The following is a 19,026-nucleotide window of genomic DNA, read 5'->3' as shown; positions in this document are numbered from 1 at the left end:
TCTTAATCGTTTAGTGCGCGATAAATAAATAACTGGTTGTTGGTAATGACTTTCTCATCCTGCTGTAAACCACTGCTGAGATAGGTTGTATCTCCCACCACGTTATATACATCAACCTGTCGGGTTTCAATATTATGACGATCTTTGTAAATCATGACAAAATTTTTGCTTTTATCAAAAACGATGGCTTTACTTGGTATAGCGATGAGTTCTTTATCCTCATTAAAGGATAATTTGATGCTGGCATTCATATCTGGTTTTAATAAATAACCAGGGTTGGCTAATTTGATACGAGCTTGCATCGCTTTGGTTTCGGGATCAATAACATTAAAAATCTTATCTACTTTTCCTTTGAAAACTTTATCAGGATAACTCAAGGTGGTTACCGCAGCGTCTATACCTAGCTTTACTTTATTGATATCTATTTCATTGATATTGGCCATCGCCCAAACTTCGCTTATTTCGGCAATATCAAAGATGTTTTCAGATCGGTCATTGCGTAAAAGCATGTCTTGATTAATACTTTTTTGAATGATAAAACCACTAATAGGGGCTGTGACTTCATAGATAGATCCTGCCTTAATATTGTAGATCTTATAGGTTTCTTGAATTTTTGCCAATTGCGATTGCGCTTTGTTTACCTCTGATTTGGCTTGTAATACATCGCTCTCAGAATTTAATTTACCTTCAAATAATTCTTGAGCCACTCGTAAATTATTTCTAGCGACCAACAGATCACTCTTGGCATCAATGGCTTGCTTTTCAAAGTCTGCAATATCGGTACTTCTAATGGTGGCTAAAACCTGTCCCTTTTTGACATAGTCCCCTAATTCTACATTTACTTTGAGTACATTTCCACCCACTAGTGGATAGACGTCTATGGCTTTGTTGTTGTCGGCGGTAATTTTTCCGTAGAAGCTCAATTCATTTTTGACGGCTTGTTTTTGTGCCACAGCTGTTGTTGTGGTTTTGAGCATGGCATCACTTAAGACAAAAGAGGTATTGGTTTGTGGATTATCGACGTCCTTTTTGCAGCTAGCAAGGGATAGGGATGCTAAAGCAAGTACTATAATTAGTTGATGTTTCATTATGTTTTAGAATTTAGAATAAGTCTTTGTTGATAGTGCTATTGAGTTCTTCTCCAGAAAGGACAAGCTTTTTCTTGATTTCGTTTACTTGAATCGAGGCTTGATTGTAGCTTTCCATGAAATCAGTGAATTCCAATAAGGGGACATTTCGCTTCTGGAAGTTGGTTAACATGCCATTATAAACGGCATCAAAGTCGGTATTAATGGTTGGTTTTATTACCGCATAGTTTTTGCGACATTCCTCCCATTTGTTCCATGCTGAAGTGATTTCTGTTTCCAATTGCAAATCAAAGTTTTGCTTTTCCACTTTTGATTGCTCTAAAATGCTTTGAGCGTGTTTGATGTTTCCTTTGTTTTTGTTCCAGAGCGGCAAAGGAATACCCAAGGTTAAATTGGCTTCCTTGTTAAAGGCACCAGAGCGTTGATCATAGGTGGCCCCTAGGGTAATATCAGGAATAGAAAGTGACTTTTGCCATTTGACATTTAAAGCATTGGCCTCAATGTCTTTTTGTTTGGCTAAGTAATCTGGGCGATTGGTTATCGCTATATTTTCCATGTTTTTGAGATCAAAAGGAATGCTGATCAAATATTTATTGAAATCGACATCCGTAGCAGTCGGAATTACTGTTTCGGTCTCATTGAGTAACAGTTTTAAGTTGGCTTGTTCTTCAATGTTGTCGGCAACAACTTGCAAACGTTCATTCTTAAAATTGAGGTACAAGGATTGCAAGCGTACAACGTCTTTTAAGGGAATGTTGCCTTTTTGTTCTTGAGCTGAATAGGAGTTAATTAAATCCTCGATGTGAGCCAGTTGATGGTCGGTGGTTTCCAGACTCCTACTGTTGTAATAAACAGTATAAAAACTCTTGCGTAATTGTAGTTTTAAAGTTCTTAATAAGTCGTTGAATTGTAGTTCTGCTAATTGCTCATTGGTTTGGGCGAGTTTTACTTCATTGCGCTTTTTACCTCCTAAATAGATTAATTGTTCAATACCAAAAGCTTTTTGGCCTTCTTTTCCAACATCAAAATAGTGATTGCGTTCCGGATTATAGGCATTTAATGCAGCGGTAAGGGTAGGGTTGTCCCAAATACGAGCCTGAATGGTGAGTGCTTTGGCGCCATCAATATTGTATTGAGAGGCCAATAGAAAAAGATTCTTTTTTAAGAATTGACTCTCGCAGTCTTGTAGGGTGAGGGACTTCTGAGCTGAGATTACTTGATTTAGAGAAATCAGGAGTAATAAGGCAAATAGCTGTTTCATTGTATCATTTTAATTTGATACAAAGATGCTAGCTGTTGACTTTAAGACGCCTTAACATTAGCCTTAAAAAGCACTTAAAAAAGGTTGCTGGGCTATTGGTAAATGGAAGGTGATTAGTGGAAAAACAACTGAAAAAGGTTAGTGTTTTCTTCAGGTATACGATATATAATTTTAGCATTATGAAGTACTAAAATGCGGTTAACAATTCGTAATCCTAGTCCAAATCCAGTGATGCCTTTGGCATTTTCTCCACGCATAAAAGGTTGAAAAAGATGTTCTTGTTCTGTTTTACTTAATGTCTTTCCTGTATTAGAGATAGAGAGGATTAACTGATTTTCTGCTGTGCTAATTTTTACTTTGGCTTGCTTGTTATCAGCGTACACACAAGCATTTTTTAACACATTACTCAAGGCGATTTCCAATAGGTTTTTATTGCCTTCAATTTCTAAAGCGGTATCTAAATTTTCACTTTCTTCTATTTCAAATAAAATAACAAAGTCAGGAAAACTTTTGTTTAGTTTTTCGATGGCTGAAAATAGAATTTCATCCATACGATGGAACTCTTTATTTTCATCGTTTTTATTGTCGATCTTAGATAAGATCAGTAAGGAGTTAATAAGGGCTGTTAATTGATTGATGTCTGTTAGTATGGTTTGTAAAAACGTTTTACCTTCTGAAGTTGTTTTTGGGTCTGCTACCACATTTTCTATTTGAGAGGTAATTCTCGAAAGGGGCGTTCTTAATTCGTGTGACGCATGTGCGGTAAATTCTTTTTGCTTTTGGTAGGAGATCTCAATTCGATCCATCATGAAGTTGAATTCATTAGCAATTAAATCAATTTCGTCTTTATTTGACTTGGCTTGGATACGAGTGTCAAGATTGTTCTCGTTGATTTTTTTAATCTTTTGATGAAATGCACGTAAGGGATTCATAGCCTTTTTTACCATAAAGGAGGTTAGGACCCAGCAAATACAAGTGAAAAAGATATAGGAGATGATTAAAGTATAACGAAGAAAGAGTAGTTTCCTTTTACCATAATCATCCGTAGCGGATATTAAGGCATAAAAATCTTTGTCTTTGGTATCATAAAAAACACCATACACTTCATAGTCGCCTTGTTGTTTGAAAAAGGTTTTGTGCTTTTTTAAGTACTTTAAATCCTCAATGGACCAATTGATTTTTGCATCATCAATACTACTATAGATTAGTTTGTAATTGGAATCAAAGACTAAGGTTTTTTCGTCATATAACTTATTGATGGAGTTTTGGTCAATCATTTTCAAAAGCTGATCGTCAAGTTCTTTAACATTGACTAAAAGCTTGATGTTTGAAAGCGCTTTGATTTCCAGACGATCCCTAAATTCTTCTTTTCTAAAATTAGAATATAAAACAAATATCAAAGTAGAAGCCAACCCGAAAAGGATGGTAAAGAGTAAGCTTACTAAAAGTGATATTCGATTATTTAAAGTCATTCCTGATCGCTTAGATAATATCCGTAGCCAATTTTGGTGCGAATCAGTTTGGTTTGGTGATCTTTATCGATTTTCTTTCTTAGAAAATTAATATATACTTCAATAGTATTCTGATTGGTTTCGATATGGTAATCCCAAAGTTTCTCCGCAATGAATTGTTTGGACAAAACTTTCCCTTTAGCATGTGCTAAGGTAAGGATGAGTTTGAATTCTTTTGGGGTGAGTTTGATTTCTTGTCCCATACGATACACTTTCATATCGTCTTCAAAAATATCCAAAGTATGTATGCTGATTTTCTTCTCCGTTTGCTGCGGGATTTCCTTTCGTCTTAGTAGAGAGGTGATTCTAGCGTATAATTCTTCAAAGTGAAAAGGTTTAACCAAATAATCATCTGCACCATTAGCAAAAGAGGTCAATTTATCTTCGATGTCGCTAAAAGCAGTTAACATGATGATGGGGGTCTTTTTGTCTACTTCACGTATGCTTTTACACACTTCGATACCATTTATTCCGGGAACATTAATGTCCAGGACAATCAAATCATATTCGTATGGAAAATACTTCTTTAGTAATAAAGAGCCATCATAATAAGGGAAACATTGGAATTGTTTGGAAACAAAAAATGCTGAAATCTCTTTAGATAAAGTAAAATCGTCTTCGAGTAATAATATCTTCATGTTTTGTTCTATTAAGTAATTCGGCTATTATTTCTAATAGCCGAATTAAATGTTATAATGATGTCTTATTTGAAATAAGAGAAAGTTTCGTTGTTTTCAATCTTCAAAAGTGATTCGTAAATTAATTGAATTACATTTTCAACGTCTTCTCTATGTACCATTTCTACAGTGGTATGCATATAACGCAAAGGTAATGAAATCAAAGCAGAGGCTACACCACCATTGCTGTAAGCAAATGCATCGGTATCAGTTCCAGTTGCTCGTGAAGTAGCATGACGCTGAAATGGAATTTTATTTTCCTCAGCAGTAGCCACAATTAAGTCACGCAATCTGTTTTGAACCGCTGGAGCATAAGCGATCACTGGACCTTTTCCCATTTTAAGATCACCTTCGACTTTTTTATCAATCATCGGAGTAGTAGTATCGTGGCAAACATCCGTAACAATAGCAACATTAGGTTTGATGGTTTGTGCAATCATTTCTGCACCACGTAAACCAATTTCTTCTTGTACTGAATTGACAATGTACAATCCGAAAGGTAATTTTTGTTTGTTTTCATGAAGCAAACGTGCTACTTCGGCAATCATAAAACCACCCATTCTGTTGTCTATAGCACGACAAACAAATTTGTTTTCGTTAAGGATCATAAATTCATCTGGATAGGTAATCACACAGCCTACGTGAACACCCATTTCTTCAACCTGTTCTTTGGTTTCGCAACCTAGATCAATAAAGATATTGCTGATTTTTGGTGCTTCTTCTTTGTCGCGTAATCTTGTGTGGATCGCTGGCCAGCCAAAAACGCCTTTAACAATTCCTTTTTTAGTGTGAATATGTACTCTTTTAGAAGGAGCAATCTGGTGATCAGAACCACCGTTTCGTATTACATATAATAATCCATCATCTGTAATGTAGTTAACATACCAGGAAATTTCATCGGCATGACCTTCGATCACCACTTTAAAAGGTGCATCAGGATTGATGACTCCAACTGCCGTTCCATAAGTATCGGTAATAAAAGTATCTACATAAGGTTTAAGGTAATTCATCCAAAGCTTTTGCCCTTCACTTTCGTATCCGGTAGGAGAGGCGTTATTAAGGTAGCTTTCTAGGAAAGCCATTGAGGTATCTTTTAAGATAGATTTAGTATTCATAAAATATTTTTTTGCTAATTTATAAATTTGGTATTAGAGTTGTATATAAATATATAATTTTACACTTAAATTATGATTCAATGAGATTATCCTACTGTATATTATTCCTTGTATTGATTTCTTTTGCAAGTCAAGCGCAAGTCACACCTAAAAAGAGTCAAGAGATGGGTTACGTTCTTACGGAGCAAGATTCTATTTTAAGTGACACTATTGAATTGCCGGAGATTATCATTTCTAAAGAAAAGTTGGATCCAGAAGCACAGAAGCAATTCTTGATTCTGCAAAACCGAGTATACAAAGTGTATCCGTATGCGAAGTTAGCTGCAGATCGTTTGACAGCTTTGAATAGAGGAATGGCACGTTTACAAACCAATCGTGAAAAGAAAAAGTATTTTAAAATTGTGGAAGACTACTTGAATAATGAGTTTGAAGCTAGGCTTAAAAAGCTTTCGCGTAAACAAGGTCAAATCTTGGTGAAGTTGGTTCATCGACAAACTGGAATAACCACTTATGAATTAATTAGAACCTTGAAGAGCGGTTTTAAGGCTTTTGTATCCAATACGACGGCGAATTTGTTCGATATCAGTTTGAAAACGGAATACAAGCCGTTTGAATCTAATGAGGATTATTTGATAGAGACTATTCTTTTGCGAGGATTTGAATCGGGTCGATTGGTGAATCAGAAACCAGCCAATCCAGTGAACTACGATGAGCTGATGAATCATTGGCAAGCAAAGGCCAAAGTGATTAATAAAAAGTAGTCCTACTATATAGTATAGAAAGCCCAACAGTTTGTAAAAGCTGTTGGGTTTCGTGCTATATATAGGTAGGGTGTTTTATAGTATTTACTATATAAGACATATAAGGAGTTTTTTATTCAGTTAACCATTTTGGAAGTATATAATAAGGAGTGACACTGAGTATAAGAAGCGGCTATGAGTTTTTGAAGGGGTGAAAGGGAGTGAAGGAGGGGTAAAAGAGATTCATAGGGGCTGAAACTGAAGAAATGCTGTAATAGCAGTATTGAAAAATTGCTAAGAAAGGGGCGAATGAGCTGCGAACTCAATAAAACGGGACGTTTTCTTAGTAGTGTTGTTGTGATAACCGTAGGTCGCTAGGGAAAATTCGTATAAAATAGAAAACAGGACTAAGGGTAAGTTTAGTGTTATCAGTGCGTTAAGAAAAAAGCGTAAAAAAGAAAGCAGAAAGTGGTTTAAAAAGCTTGTTTACCCGTATAAAGGTTGTAGTTTTGCACCCGCAACAGCGCAGAAGTTCATTGAGAGATTGGTTGGAAAGAGAAGTTTAAATGAGACGAAAGTCTTCAAAAAAAACTTCACATTTTTCTTGCCAGTTGTAAATAACTTTTCTACTTTTGCAGCCGCTTTGAGACATAAGCGACAAACAAAAAAGACACGTTCGTAGACATATTGAATTGACAGCCGTTTTAACAGAGATGTTAAAACAAATAATAAAGAGTAAGATAATCGAGAGATTAATTAAATGAACCGATAGAGACTGATTCGAATAACAATACGATCTAATTTATTAGATCAACAATATACGATGAAGAGTTTGATCCTGGCTCAGGATGAACGCTAGCGGCAGGCTTAACACATGCAAGTCGAGGGGTATAGTTCTTCGGAACTAGAGACCGGCGCACGGGTGCGTAACGCGTATGCAATCTACCTTTTACAGAGGGATAGCCCAGAGAAATTTGGATTAATACCTCATAGTATTATGAAATGGCATCATTTTATAATTAAAGTCACAACGGTAAAAGATGAGCATGCGTCCCATTAGCTAGTTGGTAAGGTAACGGCTTACCAAGGCTACGATGGGTAGGGGTCCTGAGAGGGAGATCCCCCACACTGGTACTGAGACACGGACCAGACTCCTACGGGAGGCAGCAGTGAGGAATATTGGACAATGGGCGCAAGCCTGATCCAGCCATGCCGCGTGCAGGATGACGGTCCTATGGATTGTAAACTGCTTTTATACAGGAAGAAACACTGGTTCGTGAACCAGCTTGACGGTACTGTAAGAATAAGGATCGGCTAACTCCGTGCCAGCAGCCGCGGTAATACGGAGGATCCAAGCGTTATCCGGAATCATTGGGTTTAAAGGGTCCGTAGGCGGTTTAATAAGTCAGTGGTGAAAGCCCATCGCTCAACGGTGGAACGGCCATTGATACTGTTAAACTTGAATTATTAGGAAGTAACTAGAATATGTAGTGTAGCGGTGAAATGCTTAGAGATTACATGGAATACCAATTGCGAAGGCAGGTTACTACTAATTGATTGACGCTGATGGACGAAAGCGTGGGTAGCGAACAGGATTAGATACCCTGGTAGTCCACGCCGTAAACGATGGATACTAGCTGTTGGGAGCAATCTCAGTGGCTAAGCGAAAGTGATAAGTATCCCACCTGGGGAGTACGTTCGCAAGAATGAAACTCAAAGGAATTGACGGGGGCCCGCACAAGCGGTGGAGCATGTGGTTTAATTCGATGATACGCGAGGAACCTTACCAAGGCTTAAATGTAGATTGACCGGTTTGGAAACAGATCTTTCGCAAGACAATTTACAAGGTGCTGCATGGTTGTCGTCAGCTCGTGCCGTGAGGTGTCAGGTTAAGTCCTATAACGAGCGCAACCCCTGTTGTTAGTTGCCAGCGAGTCATGTCGGGAACTCTAACAAGACTGCCAGTGCAAACTGTGAGGAAGGTGGGGATGACGTCAAATCATCACGGCCCTTACGCCTTGGGCTACACACGTGCTACAATGGCCGGTACAGAGAGCAGCCACTGGGCGACCAGGAGCGAATCTATAAAACCGGTCACAGTTCGGATCGGAGTCTGCAACTCGACTCCGTGAAGCTGGAATCGCTAGTAATCGGATATCAGCCATGATCCGGTGAATACGTTCCCGGGCCTTGTACACACCGCCCGTCAAGCCATGGAAGCTGGGGGTGCCTGAAGTCGGTGACCGCAAGGAGCTGCCTAGGGTAAAACTGGTAACTAGGGCTAAGTCGTAACAAGGTAGCCGTACCGGAAGGTGCGGCTGGAACACCTCCTTTCTAGAGCCTTAGTGTTAGTTGATTTATCAACACGCTGAGGAAAAAAGAAGAAGCTTTATAGGTCATGATTTTAAGACTATTTTACTCTTGCTGTTAGTTCAAATAATAAATTTTTAAGAATAAGAGTGTCTCGTAGCTCAGCTGGTTAGAGTACTACACTGATAATGTAGGGGTCGACAGTTCGAGTCTGTCCGAGACAACTATTTAAACTTGAAAAAAAAGGAAATTCTAGAAGTTGGAATTCACCAAAAGAAATTAGATAGAATACAGATCTAAGATCTGAATTCAGTTTCTACAATTGAAATGGGGGATTAGCTCAGCTGGCTAGAGCGCCTGCCTTGCACGCAGGAGGTCAACGGTTCGACTCCGTTATTCTCCACTGATTCGAAGCGAAAGTTTTGGATAAAAGTTCATTGACATATTGAGATAAGAAAATAATAAAAAGTAGAAAGCATTTTCTGTTATACGTAACAGGAAATAAAAAAAACGGTCATATTAATTTATGATTGGTACAATAAGCAAAATAAGGGCGTATGGGGGATGCCTTGGCTCTCAGAGGCGATGAAAGGCGTGATAAGCTGCGAAAAGTTACGGGGATCGGCACACACGAATTGATCCGTAAATACCTGAATGGGGCAACCCACTATGTTGAAGACATAGTACACCGATAGGTGGGCAAACCCGCTGAACTGAAACATCTAAGTAGGCGGAGGAGAAGAAAACAAAAGTGATTCCGTAAGTAGTGGCGAGCGAACGCGGATTAGCCCAAACCAATGTTGTTACGGCAATGTTGGGGTTGTAGGACCACGACATTTTATGTACAAGGAACCGGAAGTTACTGGAAAGTGACACCATAGAGGGTGATAGTCCCGTATGGGTAACGAGTATAATAGATAGTGGTATCCTGAGTAGGGCGGGACACGAGAAATCCTGTCTGAATTTGGCGGGACCATCCGCTAAGGCTAAATACTCCTGAGAGACCGATAGTGAACCAGTACCGTGAGGGAAAGGTGAAAAGAACCGTGAATAACGGAGTGAAATAGATCCTGAAACCATACGCTTACAAGCGGTCGGAGCCCTTTAGTGGGGTGACGGCGTGCCTTTTGCATAATGAGCCTACGAGTTAACGTTGCTGGCAAGGATAAGTGGTTAAGCCACGGATCCGTAGCGAAAGCGAGTCTGAATAGGGCGCTTTAGTCAGTAGTGTTAGACGCGAAACCGTGTGATCTACCCATGGGCAGGTTGAAGCTGTGGTAACACACAGTGGAGGACCGAACCGGTTGACGTTGAAAAGTCTTCGGATGACCTGTGGGTAGGGGTGAAAGGCCAATCAAACTCGGAAATAGCTCGTACTCCCCGAAATGCATTTAGGTGCAGCGTTGTGCACAAAGTTATATAGAGGTAGAGCTACTGATTGGATGCGGGGGCTTCACCGCCTACCAATTCCTGACAAACTCCGAATGCTATATAATGTTTCACAACAGTGAGGGCTTGGGTGCTAAGGTCCAAGTCCGAGAGGGAAAGAACCCAGACCATCAGCTAAGGTCCCCAAATATATGTTAAGTTGAAAGAACGAGGTTTGTCTGCCCAGACAGCTAGGATGTTGGCTTGGAAGCAGCCATTCATTTAAAGAGTGCGTAACAGCTCACTAGTCGAGCGGACGAGCATGGATAATAATCGGGCATAAACATATTACCGAAGCTATGGATTTCGTATTTATTTACGGAGTGGTAGGGGAGCATTCTAACAGGGTTGAAGGTGAGTCGTAAGGCCTGCTGGACCGGTTAGAAAAGAAAATGTAGGCATAAGTAACGATAATGCGGGCGAGAAACCCGCACACCGAAAGACTAAGGTTTCCACAGCTATGCTAATCAGCTGTGGGTTAGTCGGGACCTAAGGCGAACCCGAAAGGGACAGTCGATGGACCACGGGTTAATATTCCCGTACTACTTATTACTGTGATGGGGTGACGGAGTGATGAAAGCGCCGCGAACTGACGGAATAGTTCGTTGAAGTACCTACCTATAAGCTGCGCAGGCAAATCCACGCGGCTTGGGGAAATACGATAGTACTCGGAGTCTTCGGACAAAGAGATAGTGCGCCTAAGGGCTTCCAAGAAAAACCTCTAAACTTCAGGTAATAAGTACCCGTACCGCAAACCGACACAGGTAGTCGAGGAGAGAATCCTAAGGTGCTCGAGAGATTCATGGCTAAGGAATTAGGCAAAATAGACCTGTAACTTCGGGAGAAAGGTCGCCAGCGCAAGCTGGCCGCAGTGAAGAGGTCCAGGCGACTGTTTATCAAAAACACAGGGCTCTGCAAAATCGTAAGATGAAGTATAGGGCCTGACACCTGCCCGGTGCTGGAAGGTTAAGAGGAGATGTTATCTTCGGAGAAGCATTGAATTGAAGCCCCAGTAAACGGCGGCCGTAACTATAACGGTCCTAAGGTAGCGAAATTCCTTGTCGGGTAAGTTCCGACCTGCACGAATGGTGTAACGATCTGGACACTGTCTCAGCCATGAGCTCGGTGAAATTGTAGTAACGGTGAAGATGCCGTTTACCCGCAGTGGGACGAAAAGACCCTGTGCACCTTTACTATAGCTTAGTATTGACCTTGGATAAATGATGTGTAGGATAGGTTGGAGACTGTGAAGTGGCGTCGCTAGGCGTTGTGGAGTCATTGTTGAAATACAACCCTTTGTTTATCTGAGGCCTAACCCCGCGATTGCGGGGGACATTGCTTGGTGGGTAGTTTGACTGGGGTGGTCGCCTCCAAAAGAGTAACGGAGGCTTCTAAAGGTTCCCTCAGTACGCTTGGTAACCGTGCGTAGAGTGCAATGGCATAAGGGAGCTTGACTGAGAGACATACAGGTCGATCAGGTACGAAAGTAGAGCATAGTGATCCGGTGGTTCCGCATGGAAGGGCCATCGCTCAAAGGATAAAAGGTACGCCGGGGATAACAGGCTGATCTCCCCCAAGAGCTCATATCGACGGGGGGGTTTGGCACCTCGATGTCGGCTCGTCACATCCTGGGGCTGGAGAAGGTCCCAAGGGTTGGGCTGTTCGCCCATTAAAGTGGCACGCGAGCTGGGTTCAGAACGTCGTGAGACAGTTCGGTCTCTATCTACTGTGGGCGCAAGAAATTTGAGTGGATCTGATTCTAGTACGAGAGGACCGAATTGGACAAACCTCTAGTGTATCTGTTGTTCCGCCAGGAGCATCGCAGAGTAGCTACGTTTGGAAGGGATAAGCGCTGAAAGCATATAAGCGCGAAACCCACCACAAGATGAGATTTCTTTTAAGGATCGTGGAAGATGACCACGTTGATAGGCTATAGATGTAAAGGCAGTAATGTCATAGTCGAGTAGTACTAATAATCCGTAAGCTTATGTACACCTTTTCCCCTGACTTCGGTCAGGGGGAGAAACTTTCTAATAAATACTTTTTTCTTTATCTCAGTATGTTAAGATATTGTGTAATGTTGATTAGCTCAAGTTAATCACCCATTGCAAAACGACCTTAAGGTGGTTATTGCGGCGGGGCTCACCTCTTCCCATCCCGAACAGAGTAGTTAAGCCCGCCTGCGCAGATGGTACTGCAGTTATGTGGGAGAGTATGTCGTCGCCTTTCTTTTGAAAACCCTGTTTCTAACGAAACGGGGTTTTTTGTTTTCTGCCGTTTTGGGAATCTTAAATCCAAAGGGCTAAAATTCTTACCCAAGAAGAATTATTACCATTGGAGTAACGCTGCATACACTGGTTCAAAAATCCGTTATTTAGGAATTGTAAATGAAATTTCCGTTTTACCCAATTCTCAGAGGGTTGTTATTTACTGTCTATGGTATAGTGTTTTGAAGTAAGAGAAAATCGTAACAATATATTGCTTCAGGATTACAGGTGTTTCTTTATTGTTAGAGCTCCTGCTTAAAAATCAGTTATTGGGAATTGAAAATAAAAACTCGGTTGTGAGTAAATCTCAGCGTGTTTGAAATAAATCAGAAAATGGGTATTGGTTGGTTGGTATGCTTTCGTTTTTAAAAAAAACGTCAACTATCGTTTAATCGTCTTTTGTTTTAAAGATCTCTATTTTAGGGGAAGTGAAATCATTCTATTGTTTGGCTTGTTGTGCTGTGTTTTGTAAAGATTGATTTAAAAATTATTTTTCGTATCCTATCTGTACAATTGAGATTGTAATTCTATTAGTTGTTGATTTTTTCTTTTTTTTTCTTTTTACATGATACTGTAGGTGTTGTTGTGGTTTTGTATGGAAATAATGGATTAATGGTAACTGTGTTTTTTATTGAAGAGTAATCTTAGGAATGATTAAACTTCTTGAGTTGTTTTTATTTGTAGGATAAATAGTATATAAATGATTATTTAGAAAAAACAGCTTTTAATTAGCTGTAAATAGGAATATTCTTTGGTGTTGTCTGCTTTATGGTCTAGAGTTCTGGAATTATATGGAGTCGAGTTTTTGTTTGTTAATCCCTGTTAGGATTGTTGTAAAATCTTCAAACGAGAAAGGTTTTTAAAGATCTATAGATTTCAAGGCATTCTGATTTTATTTTCTTCTCTCGATAGGAATAACGCCAGGTTGTTTTGTCGACCCATTTTGATGACGGCGACTGTGTATTTAGCAATTTTAGTACTCTTTTTTGATGATCATTTTCTAGGTTGTTGGTTCTGGATTGAAAAATGTGGCAAGATGAAGGTATTTTTAAACGTATTTTGGATGGTGTTGGGAGTGAAAGAGGGAGGAATCAGGAAGATCTTCGGGTGAAAACAGGTAGGTGGGTTGTTGGTATTACTCAAAAAAGGGATGTACAATAGGAATAAGACCAAAAGAGGTGAAAAATAAATGAATTGTAAAAAACACCTAGTCAGTGCCTTAGGGTCCGTCTGCAAAATAATTGCAAATTAACTCAATAAAAAGCTTGAATAACCCAATAAAAGGAGTAGTTTTGCAGCCCGCAAGACATGCGAAAGTTCATTGAGAGATTGGTTAGAGAGAGAAGTTTAAATGAGACGAAAGTCTTCAAAAAAAACTTCACATTTTTCTTGCCAGTTGTAAATAACTTTTCTACTTTTGCAGCCGCTTTGAGATATAAGCGACAAACAAAAAAGACACGTTCGTAGACATATTGAATTGACAGCCGTTTTAACAGAGATGTTAAAACAAAAGAATAAAGAGTAAGATAATCGAGAGATTAATTAAATGAACCGATAGAGACTGATTCGAATAACAATACGATCTAAGTAATTAGGTCAACAATATACGATGAAGAGTTTGATCCTGGCTCAGGATGAACGCTAGCGGCAGGCTTAACACATGCAAGTCGAGGGGTATAGTTCTTCGGAACTAGAGACCGGCGCACGGGTGCGTAACGCGTATGCAATCTACCTTTTACAGAGGGATAGCCCAGAGAAATTTGGATTAATACCTCATAGTATTATGAAATGGCATCATTTTATAATTAAAGTCACAACGGTAAAAGATGAGCATGCGTCCCATTAGCTAGTTGGTAAGGTAACGGCTTACCAAGGCTACGATGGGTAGGGGTCCTGAGAGGGAGATCCCCCACACTGGTACTGAGACACGGACCAGACTCCTACGGGAGGCAGCAGTGAGGAATATTGGACAATGGGCGCAAGCCTGATCCAGCCATGCCGCGTGCAGGATGACGGTCCTATGGATTGTAAACTGCTTTTATACAGGAAGAAACACTGGTTCGTGAACCAGCTTGACGGTACTGTAAGAATAAGGATCGGCTAACTCCGTGCCAGCAGCCGCGGTAATACGGAGGATCCAAGCGTTATCCGGAATCATTGGGTTTAAAGGGTCCGTAGGCGGTTTAATAAGTCAGTGGTGAAAGCCCATCGCTCAACGGTGGAACGGCCATTGATACTGTTAAACTTGAATTATTAGGAAGTAACTAGAATATGTAGTGTAGCGGTGAAATGCTTAGAGATTACATGGAATACCAATTGCGAAGGCAGGTTACTACTAATTGATTGACGCTGATGGACGAAAGCGTGGGTAGCGAACAGGATTAGATACCCTGGTAGTCCACGCCGTAAACGATGGATACTAGCTGTTGGGAGCAATCTCAGTGGCTAAGCGAAAGTGATAAGTATCCCACCTGGGGAGTACGTTCGCAAGAATGAAACTCAAAGGAATTGACGGGGGCCCGCACAAGCGGTGGAGCATGTGGTTTAATTCGATGATACGCGAGGAACCTTACCAAGGCTTAAATGTAGATTGACCGGTTTGGAAACAGATCTTTCGCAAGACAATTTACAAGGTGCTGCATGGTTGTCGTCAGCTCGTGCCGTGAGGTGTCAGGTTAAGTCCTATAACGAGCGCAACCCCTGTTGTTAGTTGCCAGCGAGTCATGTCGGGAACTCTAACAAGACTGCCAGTGCAAACTGTGAGGAAGGTGGGGATGACGTCAAATCATCACGGCCCTTACGCCTTGGGCTACACACGTGCTACAATGGCCGGTACAGAGAGCAGCCACTGGGCGACCAGGAGCGAATCTATAAAACCGGTCACAGTTCGGATCGGAGTCTGCAACTCGACTCCGTGAAGCTGGAATCGCTAGTAATCGGATATCAGCCATGATCCGGTGAATACGTTCCCGGGCCTTGTACACACCGCCCGTCAAGCCATGGAAGCTGGGGGTGCCTGAAGTCGGTGACCGCAAGGAGCTGCCTAGGGTAAAACTGGTAACTAGGGCTAAGTCGTAACAAGGTAGCCGTACCGGAAGGTGCGGCTGGAACACCTCCTTTCTAGAGCCTTAGTGTTAGTTGATTTATCAACACGCTGAGGAAAAAAGAAGAAGCTTTATAGGTCATGATTTTAAGACTATTTTACTCTTGCTGTTAGTTCAAATAATAAATTTTTAAGAATAAGAGTGTCTCGTAGCTCAGCTGGTTAGAGTACTACACTGATAATGTAGGGGTCGACAGTTCGAGTCTGTCCGAGACAACTATTTAAACTTGAAAAAAAAGGAAATTCTAGAAGTTGGAATTCACCAAAAGAAATTAGATGGAATACAGATCTAAGATCTGAATTCAGTTTCTACAATTGAAATGGGGGATTAGCTCAGCTGGCTAGAGCGCCTGCCTTGCACGCAGGAGGTCAACGGTTCGACTCCGTTATTCTCCACTGATTCCAGACGAAAGTTTTGGATAAAAGTTCATTGACATATTGAGATAAGAAAATAATAAAAAGTAGAAAGCATTTTCTGTTATACGTAACAGGAAATAAAAAAAAACGGTCATATTAATTTATGATTGGTACAATAAGCAAAATAAGGGCGTATGGGGGATGCCTTGGCTCTCAGAGGCGATGAAAGGCGTGATAAGCTGCGAAAAGTTACGGGGATCGGCACACACGAATTGATCCGTAAATACCTGAATGGGGCAACCCACTATGTTGAAGACATAGTACACCGATAGGTGGGCAAACCCGCTGAACTGAAACATCTAAGTAGGCGGAGGAGAAGAAAACAAAAGTGATTCCGTAAGTAGTGGCGAGCGAACGCGGATTAGCCCAAACCAATGTTGTTACGGCAATGTTGGGGTTGTAGGACCACGAGATTTTATGTACAAGGAACCGGAAGTTACTGGAAAGTGACACCATAGAGGGTGATAGTCCCGTATGGGTAACGAGTATAATAGATAGTGGTATCCTGAGTAGGGCGGGACACGAGAAATCCTGTCTGAATTTGGCGGGACCATCCGCTAAGGCTAAATACTCCTGAGAGACCGATAGTGAACCAGTACCGTGAGGGAAAGGTGAAAAGAACCGTGAATAACGGAGTGAAATAGATCCTGAAACCATACGCTTACAAGCGGTCGGAGCCCTTTAGTGGGGTGACGGCGTGCCTTTTGCATAATGAGCCTACGAGTTAACGTTGCTGGCAAGGATAAGTGGTTAAGCCACGGATCCGTAGCGAAAGCGAGTCTGAATAGGGCGCTTTAGTCAGTAGTGTTAGACGCGAAACCGTGTGATCTACCCATGGGCAGGTTGAAGCTGTGGTAACACACAGTGGAGGACCGAACCGGTTGACGTTGAAAAGTCTTCGGATGACCTGTGGGTAGGGGTGAAAGGCCAATCAAACTCGGAAATAGCTCGTACTCCCCGAAATGCATTTAGGTGCAGCGTTGTGCACAAAGTTATATAGAGGTAGAGCTACTGATTGGATGCGGGGGCTTCACCGCCTACCAATTCCTGACAAACTCCGAATGCTATATAATGTTTCACAACAGTGAGGGCTTGGGTGCTAAGGTCCAAGTCCGAGAGGGAAAGAACCCAGACCATCAGCTAAGGTCCCCAAATATATGTTAAGTTGAAAGAACGAGGTTTGTCTGCCCAGACAGCTAGGATGTTGGCTTGGAAGCAGCCATTCATTTAAAGAGTGCGTAACAGCTCACTAGTCGAGCGGACGAGCATGGATAATAATCGGGCATAAACATATTACCGAAGCTATGGATTTCGTATTTATTTACGGAGTGGTAGGGGAGCATTCTAACAGGGTTGAAGGTGAGTCGTAAGGCCTGCTGGACCGGTTAGAAAAGAAAATGTAGGCATAAGTAACGATAATGCGGGCGAGAAACCCGCACACCGAAAGACTAAGGTTTCCACAGCTATGCTAATCAGCTGTGGGTTAGTCGGGACCTAAGGCGAACCCGAAAGGGACAGTCGATGGACCACGGGTTAATATTCCCGTACTACTTATTACTGTGATGGGGTGACGGAGTGATGAAAGCGCCGCGAACTGACGGAATAGTTCGTTGAAGTACCTACCTATAAGCTGCGCAGGCAAATCCACGCGGCTTGGGGAAATACGATAGTACTCGGAGTCTTCGGACAAAGAGATAGTGCGCCTAAGGGCTTCCAAGAAAAACCTCTAAACTTCAGGTAATAAGTACCCGTACCGCAAACCGACACAGGTAGTCGAGGAGAGAATCCTAAGGTGCTCGAGAGATTCATGGCTAAGGAATTAGGCAAAATAGACCTGTAACTTCGGGAGAAAGGTCGCCAGCGCAAGCTGGCCGCAGTGAAGAGGTCCAGGCGACTGTTTATCAAAAACACAGGGCTCTGCAAAATCGTAAGATGAAGTATAGGGCCTGACACCTGCCCGGTGCTGGAAGGTTAAGAGGAGATGTTATCTTCGGAGAAGCATTGAATTGAAGCCCCAGTAAACGGCGGCCGTAACTATAACGGTCCTAAGGTAGCGAAATTCCTTGTCGGGTAAGTTCCGACCTGCACGAATGGTGTAACGATCTGGACACTGTCTCAGCCATGAGCTCGGTGAAATTGTAGTAACGGTGAAGATGCCGTTTACCCGCAGTGGGACGAAAAGACCCTGTGCACCTTTACTATAGCTTAGTATTGACCTTGGATAAATGATGTGTAGGATAGGTTGGAGACTGTGAAGTGGCGTCGCTAGGCGTTGTGGAGTCATTGTTGAAATACAACCCTTTGTTTATCTGAGGCCTAACCCCGCGATTGCGGGGGACATTGCTTGGTGGGTAGTTTGACTGGGGTGGTCGCCTCCAAAAGAGTAACGGAGGCTTCTAAAGGTTCCCTCAGTACGCTTGGTAACCGTGCGTAGAGTGCAATGGCATAAGGGAGCTTGACTGAGAGACATACAGGTCGATCAGGTACGAAAGTAGAGCATAGTGATCCGGTGGTTCCGCATGGAAGGGCCATCGCTCAAAGGATAAAAGGTACGCCGGGGATAACAGGCTGATCTCCCCCAAGAGCTCATATCGACGGGGGGGTTTGGCACCTCGATGTCGGCTCGTCACATCCTGGGGCTGGAGAAGGTCCCAAGGGTTGGGCTGTTCGCCCATTAAAGTGGCACGCGAGCTGGGTTCAGAACGTCGTGAGACAGTTCGGTCTCTATCTACTGTGGGCGCAAGAAATTTGAGTGGATCTGATTCTAGTACGAGAGGACCGAATTGGACAAACCTCTAGTGTATCTGTTGTTCCGCCAGGAGCATCGCAGAGTAGCTACGTTTGGAAGGGATAAGCGCTGAAAGCATATAAGCGCGAAACCCACCACAAGATGAGATTTCTTTTAAGGATCGTGGAAGATGACCACGTTGATAGGCTATAGATGTAAAGGCAGTAATGTCATAGTCGAGTAGTACTAATAATCCGTAAGCTTATGTACATCTTTTCCCCTGACTCCGGTCAGGGGGAGAAACTTTCTAAAAAATACTTTTTTCTTTATCTCAGTATGTTAAGATATTGTGTAATGTTGATTAGCTCAAGTTAATCACCC

6 protein-coding genes, 4 tRNA genes and 5 rRNA genes are annotated in these 19,026 nt (G+C 41.8%); 10 read left to right on the top strand and 5 right to left on the bottom strand.

Annotated features, from left to right (window positions below; translation table 11 throughout):
* Nucleotides 1-2: 2 nt before the first annotated feature.
* The 5 genes from AC51AA_RS04090 to AC51AA_RS04070 form a co-directional block, all read right to left on the bottom strand.
* Nucleotides 3-1,088, bottom strand: a complete 1,086-nt coding sequence (locus tag AC51AA_RS04090) for an efflux RND transporter periplasmic adaptor subunit (protein ID WP_500704450.1) — start codon at nt 1,086-1,088, stop codon at nt 3-5.
* A 13-nt stretch (nt 1,089-1,101) separates the two neighbouring features.
* The gene (locus AC51AA_RS04085; RefSeq protein ID WP_500704449.1) at nt 1,102-2,349 is read right to left on the bottom strand and encodes a TolC family protein; all 1,248 of its coding nucleotides are present in this window, start codon (nt 2,347-2,349) and stop codon (nt 1,102-1,104) included.
* A 113-nt stretch (nt 2,350-2,462) separates the two neighbouring features.
* Nucleotides 2,463-3,821, bottom strand: a complete 1,359-nt coding sequence (locus AC51AA_RS04080; RefSeq protein ID WP_500704448.1) for a sensor histidine kinase — start codon at nt 3,819-3,821, stop codon at nt 2,463-2,465.
* Entirely contained in the window at nt 3,818-4,498 is a 681-nt protein-coding gene (locus AC51AA_RS04075) for a response regulator transcription factor (RefSeq protein ID WP_500704447.1), read from the bottom strand. The genes AC51AA_RS04080 and AC51AA_RS04075 overlap by 4 nt, the downstream gene beginning before the upstream one ends.
* 65 nt (nt 4,499-4,563) lie before the next feature.
* Nucleotides 4,564-5,652, bottom strand: a complete 1,089-nt coding sequence (locus tag AC51AA_RS04070; RefSeq protein WP_500704446.1) for a M42 family metallopeptidase — start codon at nt 5,650-5,652, stop codon at nt 4,564-4,566.
* Between the two features lie 80 nt (nt 5,653-5,732).
* Between AC51AA_RS04070 and AC51AA_RS04065 the strand changes: the two genes are divergently transcribed.
* The 10 genes from AC51AA_RS04065 (at nt 5,733) to AC51AA_RS04020 (ending at nt 18,915) form a co-directional block, all read left to right on the top strand.
* Nucleotides 5,733-6,413 (top strand): DUF4294 domain-containing protein, encoded by a 681-nt coding sequence (locus AC51AA_RS04065; RefSeq protein WP_500704445.1) that lies wholly within the window; start codon nt 5,733-5,735, stop codon nt 6,411-6,413.
* 799 nt (nt 6,414-7,212) lie between these two features.
* A 16S ribosomal RNA gene (locus tag AC51AA_RS04060) occupies nt 7,213-8,726 on the top strand.
* 126 nt (nt 8,727-8,852) lie between these two features.
* A tRNA-Ile gene (locus AC51AA_RS04055) sits at nt 8,853-8,926 on the top strand.
* A 105-nt stretch (nt 8,927-9,031) separates the two neighbouring features.
* Nucleotides 9,032-9,105: transfer RNA gene (locus tag AC51AA_RS04050), tRNA-Ala, on the top strand.
* Between the two features lie 133 nt (nt 9,106-9,238).
* Nucleotides 9,239-12,123: ribosomal RNA gene (locus tag AC51AA_RS04045) — 23S ribosomal RNA — on the top strand.
* 126 nt (nt 12,124-12,249) lie between these two features.
* Nucleotides 12,250-12,359 (top strand): 5S ribosomal RNA (gene rrf, locus AC51AA_RS04040).
* A 1,644-nt stretch (nt 12,360-14,003) separates the two neighbouring features.
* Nucleotides 14,004-15,517, top strand: a 16S ribosomal RNA gene (locus AC51AA_RS04035).
* Between the two features lie 126 nt (nt 15,518-15,643).
* Nucleotides 15,644-15,717, top strand: a tRNA-Ile gene (locus AC51AA_RS04030).
* A gap of 105 nt (nt 15,718-15,822) precedes the next feature.
* Nucleotides 15,823-15,896 (top strand) — tRNA-Ala (locus AC51AA_RS04025).
* Nucleotides 15,897-16,030: 134 nt separating this feature from the next.
* Nucleotides 16,031-18,915, top strand: a 23S ribosomal RNA gene (locus tag AC51AA_RS04020).
* Together the 16S, 23S and 5S rRNA genes with 4 tRNA genes alongside form the textbook arrangement of a ribosomal RNA operon.
* The last annotated feature ends 111 nt before the right edge of the window (nt 18,916-19,026 follow it).

Source organism: Flavobacterium sp. OHVDL-2026-0007 (assembly GCF_059882335.1).
Note: the sequence above shows the minus strand (reverse complement) of the source record. Positions and strands in the feature narration are given on the sequence as shown.

What these genes read in the sequence shown, in the direction of transcription:
- AC51AA_RS04090 (WP_500704450.1), bottom strand. Translation starts at nt 1,088, where the DNA reads ATGAAACATCAACTAATTATAGTACTTGCTTTAGCATCCCTATCCCTT.
- AC51AA_RS04085 (WP_500704449.1), bottom strand. Translation starts at nt 2,349, where the DNA reads ATGAAACAGCTATTTGCCTTATTACTCCTGATTTCTCTAAATCAAGTA.
- AC51AA_RS04080 (WP_500704448.1), bottom strand. Translation starts at nt 3,821, where the DNA reads ATGACTTTAAATAATCGAATATCACTTTTAGTAAGCTTACTCTTTACC.
- AC51AA_RS04075 (WP_500704447.1), bottom strand. Translation starts at nt 4,498, where the DNA reads ATGAAGATATTATTACTCGAAGACGATTTTACTTTATCTAAAGAGATT.
- AC51AA_RS04070 (WP_500704446.1), bottom strand. Translation starts at nt 5,652, where the DNA reads ATGAATACTAAATCTATCTTAAAAGATACCTCAATGGCTTTCCTAGAA.
- AC51AA_RS04065 (WP_500704445.1), top strand. Translation starts at nt 5,733, where the DNA reads ATGAGATTATCCTACTGTATATTATTCCTTGTATTGATTTCTTTTGCA.